General features: G+C 41.8%; 16 protein-coding genes. 2 read left to right on the top strand and 14 right to left on the bottom strand.

The features are described 5' to 3' along the window. Positions 1-9 precede the first annotated feature (9 nt). From MKZ16_RS14130 to MKZ16_RS14110, 5 genes are all read right to left on the bottom strand, one after another. Entirely contained in the window at positions 10-1,014 is a 1,005-nt protein-coding gene (locus MKZ16_RS14130) for an iron ABC transporter permease (RefSeq protein ID WP_076104305.1), read from the bottom strand. Positions 1,015-1,039: 25 nt separating this feature from the next. Further along, on the bottom strand, positions 1,040-2,056 hold the full coding sequence (locus tag MKZ16_RS14125; protein WP_036686394.1) for an iron ABC transporter permease: 1,017 nt from the start codon (positions 2,054-2,056) through the stop codon (positions 1,040-1,042). Between the two features lie 13 nt (positions 2,057-2,069). Beyond that, on the bottom strand, positions 2,070-3,086 hold the full coding sequence (locus MKZ16_RS14120; protein WP_036686393.1) for an ABC transporter substrate-binding protein: 1,017 nt from the start codon (positions 3,084-3,086) through the stop codon (positions 2,070-2,072). Between the two features lie 217 nt (positions 3,087-3,303). Beyond that, positions 3,304-3,756: a hypothetical protein gene (locus MKZ16_RS14115; RefSeq protein ID WP_051491456.1), complete on the bottom strand. Its 453-nt coding sequence runs from the start codon at positions 3,754-3,756 to the stop codon at positions 3,304-3,306. 27 nt (positions 3,757-3,783) lie between these two features. Beyond that, positions 3,784-4,122 (bottom strand): winged helix-turn-helix transcriptional regulator, encoded by a 339-nt coding sequence (locus MKZ16_RS14110; RefSeq protein WP_036686390.1) that lies wholly within the window; start codon positions 4,120-4,122, stop codon positions 3,784-3,786. 165 nt (positions 4,123-4,287) lie between these two features. On the opposite strand from MKZ16_RS14110, the gene MKZ16_RS14105 reads away from it, so the two are divergent. Beyond that, positions 4,288-5,016, top strand: coding sequence for an SDR family oxidoreductase (locus MKZ16_RS14105; protein ID WP_076104285.1), 729 nt, complete (start codon positions 4,288-4,290; stop codon positions 5,014-5,016). A 172-nt stretch (positions 5,017-5,188) separates the two neighbouring features. Here MKZ16_RS14105 and MKZ16_RS14100 read toward each other — a convergent pair whose 3' ends face one another. The 7 genes from MKZ16_RS14100 to MKZ16_RS14070 all read right to left on the bottom strand — a co-directional run bounded on the left by MKZ16_RS14100 (position 5,189) and on the right by MKZ16_RS14070 (position 14,242). Then, positions 5,189-6,580, bottom strand: a complete 1,392-nt coding sequence (locus MKZ16_RS14100; protein ID WP_076104286.1) for an alpha/beta hydrolase-fold protein — start codon at positions 6,578-6,580, stop codon at positions 5,189-5,191. Positions 6,581-7,431: 851 nt separating this feature from the next. Next, a complete protein-coding gene (locus MKZ16_RS14095; RefSeq protein WP_076104287.1) occupies positions 7,432-8,154 on the bottom strand; it encodes a sensor domain-containing protein in 723 nt (240 codons plus the stop codon). A gap of 155 nt (positions 8,155-8,309) precedes the next feature. After that, positions 8,310-9,449 carry a toxic anion resistance protein gene (locus MKZ16_RS14090; protein ID WP_036686385.1) on the bottom strand — a complete coding sequence of 380 codons (1,140 nt, stop codon included), beginning with the start codon at positions 9,447-9,449 and terminating at the stop codon, positions 8,310-8,312. 24 nt (positions 9,450-9,473) lie between these two features. Beyond that, positions 9,474-11,162 carry a VWA domain-containing protein gene (locus tag MKZ16_RS14085; protein ID WP_076104288.1) on the bottom strand — a complete coding sequence of 563 codons (1,689 nt, stop codon included), beginning with the start codon at positions 11,160-11,162 and terminating at the stop codon, positions 9,474-9,476. A gap of 13 nt (positions 11,163-11,175) precedes the next feature. Then, entirely contained in the window at positions 11,176-11,919 is a 744-nt protein-coding gene (locus MKZ16_RS14080; protein ID WP_076104289.1) for a hypothetical protein, read from the bottom strand. Between the two features lie 151 nt (positions 11,920-12,070). Then, positions 12,071-13,312: a molybdopterin-dependent oxidoreductase gene (locus MKZ16_RS14075; protein WP_076104290.1), complete on the bottom strand. Its 1,242-nt coding sequence runs from the start codon at positions 13,310-13,312 to the stop codon at positions 12,071-12,073. A 51-nt stretch (positions 13,313-13,363) separates the two neighbouring features. Further along, positions 13,364-14,242 (bottom strand): LysR family transcriptional regulator, encoded by an 879-nt coding sequence (locus MKZ16_RS14070; RefSeq protein ID WP_036686616.1) that lies wholly within the window; start codon positions 14,240-14,242, stop codon positions 13,364-13,366. A 115-nt stretch (positions 14,243-14,357) separates the two neighbouring features. On the opposite strand from MKZ16_RS14070, the gene MKZ16_RS14065 reads away from it, so the two are divergent. Then, positions 14,358-15,647 carry an adenylosuccinate synthase gene (locus MKZ16_RS14065; RefSeq protein ID WP_076104291.1) on the top strand — a complete coding sequence of 430 codons (1,290 nt, stop codon included), beginning with the start codon at positions 14,358-14,360 and terminating at the stop codon, positions 15,645-15,647. A gap of 143 nt (positions 15,648-15,790) precedes the next feature. Here the strand turns inward: MKZ16_RS14065 and MKZ16_RS14060 are convergent, their stop codons facing one another. Beyond that, positions 15,791-15,979 carry a hypothetical protein gene (locus tag MKZ16_RS14060; protein WP_036686376.1) on the bottom strand — a complete coding sequence of 63 codons (189 nt, stop codon included), beginning with the start codon at positions 15,977-15,979 and terminating at the stop codon, positions 15,791-15,793. Between the two features lie 119 nt (positions 15,980-16,098). Continuing rightward, positions 16,099-17,340 carry a stalk domain-containing protein gene (locus MKZ16_RS14055; protein WP_076104292.1) on the bottom strand — a complete coding sequence of 414 codons (1,242 nt, stop codon included), beginning with the start codon at positions 17,338-17,340 and terminating at the stop codon, positions 16,099-16,101. Between the last annotated feature and the right edge of the window lie 87 nt (positions 17,341-17,427).

The following is a 17,427-nucleotide window of genomic DNA, read 5'->3' as shown; positions in this document are numbered from 1 at the left end:
CTCTCTCCCCTACACTCTTGACTTGGCTAATAAATATAAGAAATATGGAATACCAATAATCGAAACGACTATACCCACGGGTAACTCTGCCGGCTGAAATATTGTTTTGGCAAAATAATCTGAGATCACCAGCAAAAACATCCCAACCACTGCACTGGATAACATAATATAGCGGTGATTAATTCCTACTAATCGTCTGGCGATATGAGGAGCCATCAAGCCTATAAAACTTATAGAACCGGATACAGATACACAAACACTTACAATCCCCACACTGCATAACAGAAAGATCAGCTTTTCTTTTTCTACCGAGATCCCCAAGCTTTTTGTACTGGAATCCTCCAATTGAAAATAATTGAGTAAATAGCTTTTTCGATACATTACAAATCCTAAAATAAGCACCCAAGGTGCGATCATAATGATATAAGTCCAGTTCGCGCTATAAATACTTCCGACACTCCAAACCGCGGCCATTTCATAATCACTTGCATTCATTTTCAGAGAAATATACAACGACAACGCACCAAAACCACTACTAATCGCGATCCCTGTCAAAATCAAGCGTTGCATATCGAGTGCACCATTCCGCCAAGAGAAAATAAAGATAATCACAACTGCGGCAAGCCCACCTACAAAACCAAACAGCGGCATGGCTAGTATCGAGAACCAGCTTTCTTTGAAAAAAGTAACTCCCGACATCTGAAAGAAAAACATAAACGCGACGATGGCAGCTCCAGCGCCTGCATTAATCCCAAGGATCCCTGGATCAGCCAGCCCGTTACGGGTAATTCCTTGAATGACAGTTCCCGCCATCCCCAGACCTATTCCTACTAAAGAAGCAATAATGATCCGTGGTAACCGAAACTGAAAAATAACCAGATCAAATTTAGGGTTAGGATCTATTCGCAGCAGCGTTTTTATCACATCCATTACAGACATATCAAACACGCCATTCGTAAGATGAAAATACCCCGCCACAAGGGTTAACAGGATAAAAACTAATAGTGTCAGCATATAGCGGCTAAACTGTATTTTACTTCTATCCACGCTGCTCTCCCCCTTTAACCCGAATTAAATAAAGGAAGAACGGGATTCCAATAAAGGCTGTTACAACACCGATTGGCGTCTCAAACGGAAAGTTAATATAACGGCTTAAGACATCGCATAACGCTAAAAAAACAGCTCCAATCACCGCTGAGCAAGGAATGATAAAGCGATAGTCTATACCTACGATAAAACGTGTAATATGAGGAATGATTAGGCCCACAAAGGCTATCTTGCCAACTAAAGCTACTGCTGTCCCGGTCAGACATATAACAGATATAATACTGACAATTTTCACCCATTTTGTTCGTTGACCCAAGCTAATCGCCGTTTCATCCCCTAGGGAAGCAACCATTACTGATTTAGAAATACTAACCGCCAAGAGCAGTCCAACGATTATAAAAGGAATCGATAATATTAGCATATCTGGATTAACGGTATGTATTTTCGAGCTATACCAAACGCTAACATTTTGTGAGACTTGAAAAAACATCGCTACTGCTGAGGCGATACTACTTAAAAAAGTACCAATTACAGTCCCAATAATAGCTAACCTGACTGGTGATAAACCGTTTTTGACCAAGGAACCAAATCCGAAAACCAAACCCGCTCCGATGGCTGAACCCACCATGGATAAAATAATCATCTGAACATTCGATAATCCCGGATAAAACACCATAGCCAACGTAATAACAAATGCCGATCCGTCATTTACTCCCATAATCGATGGTGATGCAAGATAGTTACGTGTAACCCCCTGCATTAACGCCCCTGAAACAGCCAGAGCCGCTCCAACTAATAAAGCGGCGATTACACGCGGAAATCTAGATGTCATAATAATGTTGTGGTCCACATTATTAGCATCGAAGTGTGTAATCGCCTGCCATATTGTCAATATTCCAATATCTTTAACACCATATAAGACGGATACAACAATTGCTAATACGATGAATAATGGAGAAGTTGATAGGATCAATATAACTTTCCAATTTTTTGTATTCATTTTATTCATCGCACCTTTGGTTTTACTTCAACAGGTTTTCAATTGCTGAATCCAGGAATCTTACTTTAGACCAAGCCGTTCCACCTTGTGCCAACGGATCAATTGCATTTACAAACACATGATTATTTTTGACAGCAGTAACGCTTTTGAAGATCGGATTCTTGAGCAAATCATCAAGTGCTGTTGCATTATCAGTATTCTCACTAGTCTCAAACTGCAAGAAAATATAGTCCGGATTAATATCCGCCAAAGCTTCTAATGAAAGCTCTGCTTGTGCCTCTGTAGAGGAGATCACCTCAGGAATGGCAGCGCCCAGATCTTCATAAATAACCGGATTCAAATAAACGCCAGCAGGATATACACACATACTGCCTTGACGAATACGAATGACTAGAATGGATTGATCTTTCAGCTTTTCTCCGATTTCAGCCTTAGCATCAGCGGCTTTAGATTCATAATCGCTAATAATCTTTTCCGCATCTGCCGTCTTACCGGATAATTGACCTAATAAGAGCAAGTTATCTTTCCAGTTCGTTGAAATATGTGAATAAGGAATCATCGTTTGAATTTTATTAAGTGCGCCTGCCACATCTTCCCCAAACTTGGAAGACCCTAAGATAACATCTGGATCCAGCTGCAGGATCGCTTCATTACTTGGAGCAAATTTATCCCCCACTAAGGATGCACCCGCTAGCTCTGTTGACAGATAACCTGGAATAGCATCAGCTATCGCAAGTACACCTACAGGTTTCACTCCCAGTATGGCGGCATCCTCCATAGATTCGAGACTTGCTGCTACAATATTATTAATCTCTGCAGGCACGACATAATCCTTGCCCAAATATGTAACGGTTTGTTCAGTGGCAACTGCCTCCTGAGCCGCATTTCCTTTGTTATTTGCTGTTCCTTCTGCTGCTACTGCAGCATTATTTGTGCTTTTTTCTGAAGCTGTCTTATCCTTCTCATTGTTACCGCAAGCTGCCAAACTCAAAGCTAAAACTGCTGATACCCCAGCTAATAAATATTTTTTCTGATTCATATTCAATCTCCCCATCTATATTTTATTTATCATTCTTCAAACCAAAGTGATGATAATGAGAATCGTTATCATATTAAATCATATGAGAATAATTATCAATACTTTTCTTTGAATATATGAAATCTTGTAGTTTAACAGATGCGTAGAAATATTAATGAGCATGCAGAAGAACCCGCACCAAATGCGGGTTCTTCTGCACTAAATATGAGTTAAATTTTTAATCAACGTTATAAAACTCAGATAAGTCACGGAACAACAATCCGCACTCCTCTAGTCTATTAAGTTCCTCATTCACATCAGTGATCAAATTGCTTTCTCTCTCATGGGCTGTATTGATTAGCCACGGTTGTCCTTGTTTTAGAAAACAAAGATCATCAGGCAGCCTGGTCTGTACCCACGAGTACAAGCTGGTGGAATAGGATAAAAGAATATCGACCGCTTCAGGTGAACAATGAAAAAAATAAACATCTGCATAATGCCCCATAAGCCGAGTCCCCGGCCAATAGTCATCTTTTATGACCTTTTTGAGAAATGGTTGCAGCTGTTCAAGCAGTTCAACTCCTTCTGGCTCCAACTCCATCTGATCACGTTTTACTAGAATAAATTCATCACATACTTCCATAGCTACCTGTACCAGCGTCTTGTAGGTCTGACCCGTTGGTTCCTGCAAAATAGTATGAATAATAATGTCCCCCCTCTACTTATTTGTATTATTCAAATATTCTTTATGCATCCTACCCCAGCCACACATGCTATCCAACACTGTAATTAGCGATTTTCCATGTTCTGAAATACTATATTCTACCCTCAAAGGAAGCTCATGATAACTCACCCGGTCGATAAGCTGATCCTCTTCAAGCTCACGTAATTGTTTAGCTAACGTACCTTGGGAAACATCAGGGATGATCCGTCTAAGTTCCCCAAATCTTTTTGTGCCATCTATCAATAAAATAAATAAAATGAGCGGCTTCCACTTTCCACCGATCTTTTCAAGTGTTGTAAGAACCCCAGTCAATCTCGGCTCCAGCAAATCCATGTGATCCCCTCTTTCGATAGTTATATAACTATATGTTCGAACCAGCTAGTACGAAAAATCGTACCTAGTACGAAAATAGTGCGTACTGTGCAGGTTATATTTTATAGCTAATAATAAAAAACAGAACTTAATAAGTCCAATTAACTATGAACGGAGAAGATAAATATGTCCACTATTTCATTAAAAAACCAGCGTATCGTCATTATCGGAGGAAGCTCCGGAATAGGGCTTGCGACTGCCAAACAAGCGGTTGAACAAGGCGCAGCTGTCATAATCGCTGGGCGTTCACAAGATAAATTAGAGAATGCTCAACAGCTTCTGGGATTCGATTCTGTTGAAATTCATTCACTAGATAATCAAAATGAACAGGACTTGAAAGCTTTCTTTGAAAAAATCGGCGCATTTGACCATTTGTTCACTCCGGGAGCCTCCTATGTTAGAGGACCGATTACTTCGAGCTTAGAGGTTGCTCACAATTGCTTTAATGCAAAGTTCTGGCCGCAATATAATGCTGTAAAGCATGCTATCCCTTTTATCAACCCTACAGGCTCCATTGTTCTTATGTCCGGCGCATTCAGCCAACGTCCACTTGCAGACGGTGCCTCCTATGCAGCTTGTAACGGCGCAATTGAAAGTCTGGGAAAAGCATTAGCAGTAGAATTGGCTCCGATTCGGGTAAATGTTATTTCCCCTGGAACCATCCATACCAACTTTAATTGGGAAGGCGCAGAACAGGAAACTAGAGACAAGGCTTACGACGAATATACGAATATCAATCTCCTTGGCAGGGTTGGCCATGCCGACGAAGCAGCACATACAACGATTTATTTGATGACCAATGGCTATACAACAGGAAGTACTTTATTTCCGGATGGGGGATATATTTTGCGATAAAAAACAGCTGACTCAATAAGTAAGAATTTCTACTTATTGAGTCAGCTTCTTTTAGTTTAAAGAATTAGGGAAGAATTCCTTGATTATCAGCCAGGGGATCCGTTTCCCTTAGTTAAGATCATAGTAAATTCAAATAAGGAGCATAACCTCATTTGATTATGAACTCCAATGACTACTTCGTATTAAAGGTTATACTTATGGAATCCTCCTGAATCTCCTTAATTGTATATATACCGATTTTTTCAGCAGCGCTCACTAGCGCTGAGATATACTCAGGAGTTGAATTTAATTTCCGAGCAGAGGGCTTCAGATTAATGGAGAACTCATCCCCGTTCTCGTCAACATCAAGAGATTTCACATAAACTTTAAATACCTTTACATAATGCTCATAGTTAACCAAATGTTCTTCAGTAACATCTTGAAATGAAACATTTACTTTCAAGGATTCCGGTTTCAGGAAGCTCACCCTGCCTGCAATATCTACCTGCCCCACTTCAGGATTCAACACTTGATATCCAACTCCGTCAAGGATTGTATAATCCATCCCATTATCCATAGTGGCTATTAAATTAAGACGCACGTCGAGAGCTTCCGGTCCTAGTAATGTTAGATAGTCGCTTACTGCTAGCTTGATCTTTTGTCCAGCCTCTTTCCCGGCAAACATTATCAATGGACTATGTACACGTCTATTCCATGACTTCTCTTCATGTGTACCCAAAGGGTCCATCTGAAAGAATAGGTCCTTACCTGATACAAATCCCTTCGACTTTAACACATTCACAAGCGGATCAATTGGCATTCCTTCGGTTACACCCATGTCGAGCCAAATCTTCAATGCAGGCTTCCCGGACTCTTTCGCCAACTCCTCCAACATGCGCCCATTGCCTACCCAAGTAGCAGGGGATAAAGCTCCTATCGACGAAAAAGTCTCCGGATGTTGATATCCCATCCATAATGCCTGAACAGCACCGAATGACGATCCCATGATCATCCGGTGATCCCGATCGGGAATGGTCCGGTAAGCACCATCAACATAGGGAATAACTGTATTGATAAAATATTGGGTAAATTCGGCTGCACTCGTTCCATCCGTTGGAATAGACTCCTCCGGAAATGGAACATACTCCATTCCCCGTTCTGATCCATCACTTGAAGCGACACCTATCACGATAACCTTCTCCATGGTTCCATCAGCAACAAGCTGATCAATGATCTCCTCAACTCTCCATTCTTTGCCTAAAGAGCTGGTATTTGTATTAAAAACATTCTGCCCATCGTGCATATACACAACAGGATAACGCCCACTGTCAGCTTCATACCCTGCAGGCAAATAGACAAATATTCTCCGCTCACCTAGATTCTCTATGTGCACAGTACCTTTTGCCGCCCCCACATTGGTTGGGTTCTCCGATGCATTAGAAGTATTGCTTATCGTTGGATTGGGGGTTGGTGATGTAGCAACTTTTTCATTTACATTTCCGTTACTGGAACATCCCGAAAGCGCTAACAAAACTAATACTGCAAATCCCCAAAACCTCCATCTAAATAATCCATTTGAATGCATAGAACCCCTCCTGATTTTTGTTCAAACGTTTTCACAGCTCTCATTATACAGGATTTATATGGGATAATGAACATTTTTTCACATGTTGGAGGAGCATTATAGTAAGCTCTAAACCAAGTACATCCTGGGACATACAAACCAACTCCGACAACGTCCAAACAACCCGAAGAACGGTTTACGGATCGCTCCGTGAGGGCTACAATTTGTAGCATTGCCATAGCAGGCAGGAATAGGGCATATTTTTATAACATCATTCAAAGGCATAAAGGAATAGGAAAAGCCAGATTGGAGTTCCCAAAGAGATGATTGTTGAAGACTAACTGATCTCTAACCTGATACACGCGCCTATGAATGAACATATAAATCTATATAATTTGTGCGATTACACTCCAGCGACAAGTGATGCATGGAGAGTTGAGTTGACGGGGGGGCAATGTGTAAAAGCGTTCGAGTTTAATTGTATTTCATACAACTATAATCAAACAGAACGCTCGATCACTGGATATAAGTGTATTTCGTGCAGCTATTTTCTGAAATTACTCCCTTATAAGTGGATTCTCTAGTTTTTAGTTGTATAAAGTGCAGTTAAAGTCAGGATTATTCTTTTGGCACTCGAAATAACTGCACAAAGTACAGCTATTTCGCAGATTCCTTCTACTTCCCACACCAACAACCCGACGAAAAAATCAAAGAAGCAACCAGTCAGCTTCCACTAGCTCATCATTTGCAAAAGCAAACCTCCCCGCAGACCAAAAACACCAGACAGTGATTCTCCACGAACTGAAGGATCACTGTCTGGCGTTTTATTCAGATTCAGAAAGGGTTGTTTTGAGACAATCTCTTCTTTCCAATTAGTACTGTTGTCTTTCCTCGTAGGATACAAACAGCATTCTACGTTGCACATCCATAAGCATACGAATCACCCAACTTGCTAACAAGGCAACAACAAATCCAGCTACTACATAGGAGATATATTGTTGAGATAATGTCCAGTCGATCTGGAACAAAGCAAACACACTATTCTCTAAAATGTTCAAATCCATGGTTTGCAAGAAAATCTGGTGCAGCACAGGTAGTGTAATCAGGCCCAATGCAGCCGCTACTACAGTTACTGTTATTGAAAAGAATATAATGCTGGATACGAATCGACCCATAATCAGCATGACGTTACGGGCAAACTTCGCTCCATGAAAACCTAACTTCATTCGTTGCAGGAAGCCCGCTCCCTCCAGCTGCATTTCCGATCTGGCCTCTTCACTAGGTCTAGGAATATCTAACAATGATCTGACCAGCTCTTGCTCAAATTGTACGTTGTAATCCAATCCCTTAGCTACTGCAAAAAACAAAGGAATTCCGATGAATATTGGGGTTAACGCAATGGATAACGTCAGCCCTGTCACCATAAACACGAAATATACAATCGTAAGCGGCAAAGAGATTAAGAAGTATAAAATACTCCGATATGTCTTTGGACTTGCTCCACGTTTGCGCGTTTTAGATTGGGGTTGGGATTCTGCTGGAATATGCATGGAATCAAGAGCTCCCATCGGCATAGAGTATAACTTATCATTCATTTCTATTGTCCTTCCTCTCACGTTTTTCAATTAATCTCATTATACGTGGGAAAGAGAAGGCTCAAAACAGTCTTGGGGCTGGAGTCATACCAGACTAAAGGCTAGGATTTATTCCTTCAAGGCGCATAATTGATCGGTTTTATGATTTTGCTAGGCTACAATCCCAAGTTATTTCCCTTTTCCAGCCGTACAATCTGCTGTTCGCCATTATCTGCCAGCTCTCTGAACTGATTAATAGTTTCACGCATTTTGGGGAGAGCTTCCTGCTTATAAGTACTGATGGAATCGAGAGCGGATAGCACATCTGTAAAAGCTTGCTTTAATGTATCCACTGAAATACTTGATTCTAACGACTGTTTATGGATTTCCGCCCCTTGGTTTTTCAACATTTTTGAGGTACCGCTGATCAGGCTATCGGTGGTTTGATTTAGAAGTTCGATCTTTTTCAAAACAATTCTTTGATTATACAGCGCACTAGCTACCGTAACCGATATTTTCAAGGCAGACACGGTAACATTTCTAGCTCTGTCCACCCCTCTGATCAGCTCTTTATTATTTCGAATAACTACTTCTATGGCCATAATTCCTTGTTGATTCACTACAAGCATCTGTTGCAAATCCATAACACGCTGCCTCAACGGAAACAGCACTTCTTCTGTAATGAACCGAACTTTCTCCTCATCCTCATCACGCAGCTTAGCCGCTTCCAGTTGCGTCTCTATCTCCTGATCCATCAACATGCCGAGCTGAATCTCTTTTTGTAGCTTTTTTGTGAGTTCCCGAAGGGCCTGTTGCTCGAATTCCAGCGTAGTATTGTCGTTCTTCAAAACGGTCTTACCCTTATCTAAAGAAATTATAATATCTGAAATCACAGCATCCGCCTTTTGATATTTAGCAAAATAACTACGTAATGGATTAAAGAACTTACCTAGAAAACCCGTCTTGGCAAAATCTACTGCACTGGGATCCAAATCCTTCAGCTGGAGATTAAGCTCCGTCAAACCTTTTGCTACTTGGCCGCCTTCATCTCCTGTTTTTGATAAATTCCCCACAGAAATCTGCAACAGGGAGTTTTTGTCCGAAGAGGATCTCATCGTTTCCATACCGAAGCTATCAATGGATTGCAGCACCCCTTTTCGCTTATCCAGTGACTCTAAATTCAGATCCAGAATGGCGGAGACATTGTTTACTGCCAGTGCTTTGAGTTGTGATACTTCCTCGGGCTCAGGTTTGACCTGCTCCTCAATTACTGATTTCAGCTTTTCCTGACTTACGACTTCCATAGTAAACGACATAGAACCCCTCCTATAAAATATAGCTTACATTTGAACATTGAGCAGGTTGCCGATTTTATAGACTACATCCTCTGTATCTGCATTGATGTTGGCCGCTTCATTTATACTCGAAATACTCTCAAGCGCCTTGATATTCGCATTGTAGCCAATCGTGTAAATCGGGATTTTGTAGGTTTCAATCAGACCTCTGATATCATTCAAGGAATGCCCTGCATTGGTCTCCCCATCACTTAATACAAAGATCAACGGCTTCAGATCCGGATTTAGCTGTAATTCCGTTTGAAGCATATGAATGGCTACCGCGATTCCGTCAAAAGTAGCCGTCCCCCCATTTGCTTGGAGGCTGTCAATCGCACCAACAAACATGGACTGCTGGTTCGTGTCATATTTTCCAATCGGAAGATTGATTGTAACGTTATCAGAGTAAGAGACAAAACCAATGCTGTTATCCTTGCCCAAGTACTTCTGGCCTGTTAATAAAGATTGCTTTAAACGGTTCAAGGGTTCCCCGTTCATACTTCCTGAGACATCTGCTACAAATACTGCGGCGATAGGTTTATTGCCATTTTTCTTCTCTTTCCACAGCTTCTGAGCTGAGGATATGAGACTGCCATCCACTGTACTAAGCTCTGATTGGTAATCATTAAGACCATTGAAGCCTTTTTTCTCCCCCAGATCCTGGTATTTATCCTGTTCAACAAACTCAGCAAACTTCTTAATAATATCGAGTTTTTCCTGAGGAAGATCACCCAAAGCGTAAAGCGGGCTGTCATGTCTTACACCAAAAGGAGTGAATACATACCCCCCCTTCAAATCTGTTGCATTCACAAAGATCTGGTATTCTAAGACAAAAGCATCAAGCTTACCGGTTTTTGCAGCCTCTCGCATCTGTAAAGTGGTTGAGGCGATAAAGGGTACATTTGCTTGGAATTTCTCAAAGCCCTGCACCGCTTGCTCTCCAAGTAAATCTGCACCGCCAAACGTCCCAAGCGCTGTTACCAGAAAATTCAAACCCGTAGAACTGGCAAAAGGATCGGTATAACCCATTGATAATTCATTATTTGCTATGGCGTCTGTAACCGTCTTTACGTTTAAAGAACCGTATTTCTCTATTAGTTCATCATATTTCGCCTTACTGGTAACAATACCAGCTACATTACCTACAAGGCGTTTAGTGATTAGCTGCGTGTTCATCCCGTTTGCTTTTACCATTTCGCCCCACAACTCATTTGAAGGGGTAAAGGCATCTGGCACATACTTCCCAGATCTTATGTAATCTGTCGCTGTACCTGAAGCAATATTACGGATTTTCACAGAAACGTGACTCCCGTTCACCTCAATATTAGAGTTGTTAAAATCTGTAGCAACTTCATTCAGCCACCCGTCATTACCTGTTCCTGATTTTTCAGTAGAAGAGAATATCTCTACAAAGCTATCTGTTGTATTGTCTACGGATACAGGAAACTTTGAGATATCTGGTAATGAATCCCCAATCGCAACAGGATCCAGGTCAATCTGGCCTTTGATTTGCTCAGCCGTAGTCACGTTTATGTTCTTGTATAGCTTCTCTAGCTGCTTCCCCGCATCTTCGGAAGAAATCTGGGTTTTGGTTTTTCCTATATTAGAGGTTAAGGTGATTCCAAAATACACGAGAGCAAAAACTACCACAGTAATGGTCCCTAAAACTGCTACTGTTTTTCCTTTATTAGCCATACACATCTCCCCTTCATTGCTTATAAAATTTCGTCTGCTTGATCAACTCATCGATTTCCTTCATACAAGGCATCTCTTCAACATCTGTATAATCTGTACTGTCGAGTAGCGATATTTCCAGCAGCAGCTTATCCAGCTTCAGCAGAATCTCTTCATTTGCCCCAAGATACCCTGTTACGTAGGCCAAATATTCATTGTACAAAGCTGTCTTTTTCTGCACCAATTTATCTGAGAACTGTGAGGGTCTATGCCGGCTGGAGAAAAGGGTGAACTCTGAGGCATCAAATACACTGAGTTTATTCAGAATCCCTCGAATGTTCCGGTAAAAAAGCTTCGCTACTTCATAACTGACTGCATTAAATTTTTTGAAGCTAAGTTCAGTGGATTCGAATCTCTGACCTAAAACATCTAACAAGGTACTTCTCTTCTTTTCCATCCGGGATATCTGATCTAGAGCAAGCGCAATGTCTTTTTTCAGTACTTTGACATTTTTGTATTGAGTAAGCGCGGCTATATAATCCTCATAAGATTTCAGTGTTTTCACAGCAGGGATAGATGAAGGTTTAAACAATAAAATATAACTTCCATAAAGAACAACAAGTAGACTAACAAACAACAATGTCACACCCAAAGCGGTTTCAAATACACTGGTTCCTCCGATTTCCACCCCTAATAAACCTGGTGACAACACGATAATGTTCAGTAGTACCACACCGAGAATAAGTCCCAACAGCTTTATGGCTCTAACCCCGTTCATCACAACCACCTCCTGCATCCAGTCACTTCTATTGTATGGAGCAATTTCTGTTATTACGTCTCTTCATTTGCTATATGTTAAAAAAATAAGGAATTAATCAACAAAAAAACCTTAACAGGCAACAAGCCCATTAAGGTTAACGATCACTATTTTATACCCACGCATCATTTGAATACCCGCGTTGCTCCCAATATCCCGTATGATCGCCTTCGATCAGCTCAATCCGGTTCAGCCACTTCACAGACTTGTATGCGAACATCTTCGGAACGATTAACCGTACAGGACCGCCGAGATCGCTAGGAATCGGCTTTCCATCATGCATTACTGCGACCAGCACATCATCCATGTCAGCTTGTTCCAATGTGAGCGTATCCGTGTATACACCATCACCAGAATAGAATTTCACAGTCTTAGCTGTGGGCTTCACACCGGCCTGACTCAAAAGATCTTTTAGCTTGATGCCTTCCCAGGTATTCTTATAGACTGACCAGCCTGTCACACAGTGAAAATCACTCACCTGAACGGTCCGCTTCAGCTTTACGAACTGTTCCCAGTTCCACTTGAAATTCTGCTCCACAAGCCCATCTATCGTAAAAGACCAATTGTTGTTCGTAAACTCCGGAATCGGAGTGACTGTGTAAACACGGAATTGTCCTTGCGCCCCTCCTCCGAGAGGGGGTGAGGATGCCGCCAGTGGCTGGGGTGCAGGCAACAACTGATTGCGATCACTTTCGATCAGCTTTTCAATCGTTTCGCTGCCCCCGATATTTCCAATTGAACTGCCGAGCCATTTTATAAACGATGGGCCTATAGTTACCGCAAGCCCAACACCAATCGATCCGCGTATGAAAGCTCTACGTGTATAAACCGGCTGCGGGGTTTCCCGATGATTCGAAGGGCTACCTGTCTCAATGCCGCTTTTCACTACCCGGCGGCTCGGTTCTTTAAGCCATTTTACCCGAGTCAAAGAATGATAAATAATATAAGGAAGGCCTATCCAGGTCAATAAGTCATGGACGACCAGAGCAACGTTCGATACATGTGGACCCACCACGCGGAATTGCCAAAGTAGCACTCCTGAAACGAACCAGCCTAGCAGCAATGAAAGTACAACGATTACATTAAAACGTTGCCAAGGCCGCTCCTTCAATTGTTTCCAATGTTTCCCTGCCAGCAGCAAATAATAAATAACCGGAATAATCGAAACAACACCGACCACGATATGAAGCCCTTTGATCCATACTCTGCCTTCCCCTAAGAAGCCACGCCAGAAGCCACCTACAAGTACAAGTCCTGTGAGCGTGAGCAACACAACCAGCCAGCCATTCCAGGTATGAAGCGCCCGAAGCTTTTTCCCGTATCCCTTGCGCAGCCGAGCCAGTAAAGAATTCATTACCTTTCCTCCTCTTCACTAGGTATGCTCAAATTGCTCTTTATCCTGATTCTACTCTAATAATGTTAGAAAAGACTTTGAAGCAGCTGTAAGAGGAACTCCACGCAGGGTAGCAATTCCTATGTTACGTTCTGGCAAAGGTGGGTCCAGAGGAATCTCGACAAGCTCACCTTTCTTCAATTCTTCGGTTACGTAATCACGAATAACAAAAGCAAGGCCAAAACCACGTTTCGCAAACTGAACAAGCAAATCCACACTGCCCAGTTCAAATTCAGGTGTAATCGTCAGATGATTAGAAGCTAAAAACTGATCCATATACTTTCTGGTGCTCCCACCCGCTTCTAAGCATAACAACGGATACTGCTGAATGTCTGCAAGCGGCATGGTCTTGTCCGCCAAATGACGAAAACCTTTGCCTCCTACAAGGCAATCTTGAAGCTGAGTACTTTTGCGAAAATCAATCTGTTTATCAGATGTCGGCAAGCTGACGATACCAAAATCAATTTTCCCTTCTTTTAAAAGCGTAAGTGTTTCTGGTGTCGTACGATTCGTAATATGAATGCGGATATTGGGAAATTGTTCGTGAAATTGCTCCAAAAAAGGCAACAGATAATATTTGCATAAGGTGTCACTTGCTCCGATATGAATCTCGCCGCTGTTCAGATTGTTCATATCTGCGATCGCTCTTTCGCCCATGTCTACATGATGAAAGGCTTGCTCAATAAAGCTAAGCAGTACTTTTCCTTCTGTTGTTAGATCAACCCCGCGAGAAGTGCGAAAAAATAACGGGCCGCCCATTTTCTCTTCCAATTGTTTAATCGTGTGACTTACTGCCGGTTGTGTAATATTGAGTCGTTCTGCCGCAGCAGTTAAGCTCCCTGTATTTGCTACCCAATAAAAAGAGCGATACCACTCCAAATTAATGTCCATCCCCACGTCATTACTCCACCTTATAATAGATATAACTTATATCAATTTTTCTAATGATTTAACTAGCATTATACTTAGTCCTGTAGCCAAAAACAAGCTTGGGAGGCGAAAACGCGTGACCGTAATTGCAATTGTAGGAGCAAACTGGGGCGACGAAGGAAAAGGAAAAATGACGGATGTGCTAGCTGCACAATCTTCCTTTGTCGTTCGTTTTCAAGGTGGTAGTAATGCTGGGCATACCATCATAAACCAATATGGAAAATTTTCATTGCATATGCTGCCATCTGGGGTATTTTATCCTTCCGTTACAAACATTATCGGACCAGGAACAGCACTTGATACAGAAGTATTAATAAAAGAACTGAAAGCTTTAACGGATAGAGGCGTGCCAAAACCTAGATTATTCGTATCCGAACGGGCGCAAATCGTGCTTCCAATCCATCGTTTGTTTGATGAACTAGAAGAGGAACGTCTGGGATCTCAAGGATTCGGTTCAACAAAACGAGGAATCGCACCATTTTACGCAGATAAATATGCAAAGCTAGGCATACAGGTAGCGGATTTATTTGATCCTGCTCGACTTGAGAAACGTCTTGAACAATTACTCGCTTCCAAAAATATATTACTTGAGCATTTATATAAGAAAACGCCTATCCAAATCTCGGAATTAATGGCTCAGCTGCAAGAAGAAGCTGCACAGCTAGCGCCTTATGTAGCCAATACAACAGACTTACTGCAAGAGGCTTATGCCAAGGGAGAGACTATTTTACTTGAAGGTCAGCTTGGGGCTCTGCGTGATCCTGATCACGGTATTTATCCTTACTCCACCTCCTCTTCAACACTTGCCGGGTTTGCACCTGTCGGTGCTGGTCTTCCTGCAGCAGCTATCACGAATGTCATCGCTGTAACCAAGGCCTATTCCAGTTGTGTCGGCGCTGGACCTTTTGTTACGGAATTAGAAGGACCCGTAGCGGATGAACTTCGTACAAGAGGTGGCGATGCCGGGGAATTCGGGGCTACGACTGGCCGTCCTAGACGTATGGGCTGGTTTGATGCTGTAGCTACTCGTTACGGTTGCCAAATGCAGGGTGCCACTGAAGTCGTGTTGACTAATCTTGACGTGCTTGGTTATTTGGATGAGATTCCGGTTTGTGTGGCTTATGAGCTTGAAAATGGAGAGATCACCGACAAGTTCCCGGCTACGAATAAACTGAACTCTGCAAAACCGATATTCACGCATTTATCTGGCTGGAACAGCGATATCTCTCAGATCACCGACTTCGAAGATCTGCCAGAACAAGCTAAGCTTTACATTGATTTTATTGAAACCTCTATTGGCACGCGTATTACTACGATTTCCGTGGGTCCTAGACGCGAACAGGTCATTAATCGGATAACGAAATAATCATATACGTACTAAATCTCTGTAGAATTTAAAAGAAGCGCCTCTCTTATTAGAGAAGCGCTTCTTTGTTTTATTCATGAGAAGGGCTGCCTCATACGTAGAAAAATCCACTTTTGAGACAGCCTCTTTTTTGTGTACTCTTTTTAAATCAACACGGCATCTACTTTTGTCTGCGGAGCCTTGTCACAGCGTTTACAGACCTTAACGACTGCTCCATCCGTTTTTTTCTTGGGATAAAGCAGCTTAATACGGGTGTTCTGACAGATTGGACAAGTCCCTCTGCCCCTTGATGGTAAATTCCAAAGTGCATGTCCACGTTTTGACTTTGCCATGAATAAACCCCTCATTTCGAACAACAATAGTCAACACTTTAATTCTGAAAGTGCTTCTCCAAAATGATATGTCGCAAAGACAGGCTCTATGACTAAAGTAACGCAGAAATAAGGAAGAATTAATTCGTATAGATCATGGAGACAACACCGTTCGTAAAGGTAACATAGTTATAATTACCATACTGCCAGGTCTCCACTTGAATGCCACTACCTGATAGTGTAGATTTACTTATTGGCTTACCCCAACTAAACTCCACTTGCTGCTTGGTCATCCCAGTAGCAACTATGCTCTTTTTAATCTTAGTCCAAATCGCATCCGACCACTTATAGGTCTTAAATGGATCCGTTGTTAAGAAATATTCTTTATTTCCTAATGTACGGATCAACTCATCTCCCGACATTTTATAAGAGTTAAGAATTTGCCCCGTCGATAAAATCTTAAATGAAATGGCGAATTCACCTTCATAATCAGGTAGAATATCTACAATAGTGACTTTTTGGAACTTATAATCGGAGTCGAATTGATTGAGCCAATATGTTTTTCCAATGAACTTAACGAGGTTTCCTTGTTCTTCCTTCTTAAAAATCTGCGCGGTTTGTTTCGTATAGGCGAACAACTCTGCTTTGCCGAAGTAGATCTCCATCGTCTGATAATTTCCATCCCAAATTAACTCTGCTGACAGTGCAGTCTTTAAAAGCGTGGCAGGAAAAACTGTAGATCCGTCGATCTTTTGCACTTTACCACTCATTTTGACTTTCGCACCATTCACCATTGCAATATCGCTTCCGAGTTGAAGCTGTATTGGCAAATCACCTAGACGAATGCTAAAGGTTTTAGTTGCTGTATTAACTTGGACTGTTGCTCCCAACGTTTGAAAAACCGATTGAACCGGCAAATACATTGTTCCATTAACAAATGCACCTTGATCAATATCATGGTCCGCACTGATCGAAACTTTTATTGTTTTGGTATCTGATCCTGAAATGACCGTTACGTTCGTTTCTCCTACCGCTAAGGCTTTCATTGTGCCATCGGCTTGCTTTTGCAGCAAATAAGGCTTTTCAATTACGACATTTGCTTGAGCTAACGGGACGCGTTCGGATATGCCATCGGCATCTTTAGCATAGATTTGTACCGGAACATTATCCCCAACAGTGATTTCCGTAGCATCCATCTGAAATATCAAATCTTCAACCTGCTGATTGCCTTCATTGTATGATGACGAAACTGAACTGGCACTCCGTAAAATACTACCTTGATCGTAATCGACGTTACGCGTATCTGCCGCCTTCACTGTATGTATTGGACCCAACATAGATACTGCTAACGCTGCAGTGATGCTCCATTTAATAGCTTTCATTTTCCTTACATCCCCCTCTAAATATATAAACCTTAATTACTGTATCACAATTCCACAATTTTACTAGAGAAAAATTTACAGAAATAT

Origin of the sequence: Paenibacillus sp. FSL R5-0928 (genome assembly GCF_037970385.1) — a bacterium.
GTDB lineage: Bacteria > Bacillota > Bacilli > Paenibacillales > Paenibacillaceae > Paenibacillus_AQ > Paenibacillus_AQ odorifer.
The sequence above is the reverse complement of the archived record's forward strand: the minus strand, read 5'-3'. Positions and strand labels throughout refer to the sequence as shown.

Excerpts from the sequence above, each read along its gene's own strand:
- MKZ16_RS14130 (WP_076104305.1), bottom strand. The coding sequence starts at position 1,014 with ATGCTGACACTATTAGTTTTTATCCTGTTAACCCTTGTGGCGGGGTAT.
- MKZ16_RS14125 (WP_036686394.1), bottom strand. The coding sequence starts at position 2,056 with ATGAATAAAATGAATACAAAAAATTGGAAAGTTATATTGATCCTATCA.
- MKZ16_RS14120 (WP_036686393.1), bottom strand. The coding sequence starts at position 3,086 with ATGAATCAGAAAAAATATTTATTAGCTGGGGTATCAGCAGTTTTAGCT.
- MKZ16_RS14110 (WP_036686390.1), bottom strand. The coding sequence starts at position 4,122 with ATGGATTTGCTGGAGCCGAGATTGACTGGGGTTCTTACAACACTTGAA.
- MKZ16_RS14105 (WP_076104285.1), top strand. The coding sequence starts at position 4,288 with ATGTCCACTATTTCATTAAAAAACCAGCGTATCGTCATTATCGGAGGA.
- MKZ16_RS14100 (WP_076104286.1), bottom strand. The coding sequence starts at position 6,580 with ATGCATTCAAATGGATTATTTAGATGGAGGTTTTGGGGATTTGCAGTA.
- MKZ16_RS14095 (WP_076104287.1), bottom strand. The coding sequence starts at position 8,154 with ATGAATGATAAGTTATACTCTATGCCGATGGGAGCTCTTGATTCCATG.
- MKZ16_RS14090 (WP_036686385.1), bottom strand. The coding sequence starts at position 9,449 with ATGTCGTTTACTATGGAAGTCGTAAGTCAGGAAAAGCTGAAATCAGTA.
- MKZ16_RS14085 (WP_076104288.1), bottom strand. The coding sequence starts at position 11,162 with ATGGCTAATAAAGGAAAAACAGTAGCAGTTTTAGGGACCATTACTGTG.
- MKZ16_RS14080 (WP_076104289.1), bottom strand. The coding sequence starts at position 11,919 with ATGAACGGGGTTAGAGCCATAAAGCTGTTGGGACTTATTCTCGGTGTG.
- MKZ16_RS14075 (WP_076104290.1), bottom strand. The coding sequence starts at position 13,312 with ATGAATTCTTTACTGGCTCGGCTGCGCAAGGGATACGGGAAAAAGCTT.
- MKZ16_RS14070 (WP_036686616.1), bottom strand. The coding sequence starts at position 14,242 with ATGGACATTAATTTGGAGTGGTATCGCTCTTTTTATTGGGTAGCAAAT.
- MKZ16_RS14060 (WP_036686376.1), bottom strand. The coding sequence starts at position 15,979 with ATGGCAAAGTCAAAACGTGGACATGCACTTTGGAATTTACCATCAAGG.
- MKZ16_RS14055 (WP_076104292.1), bottom strand. The coding sequence starts at position 17,340 with ATGAAAGCTATTAAATGGAGCATCACTGCAGCGTTAGCAGTATCTATG.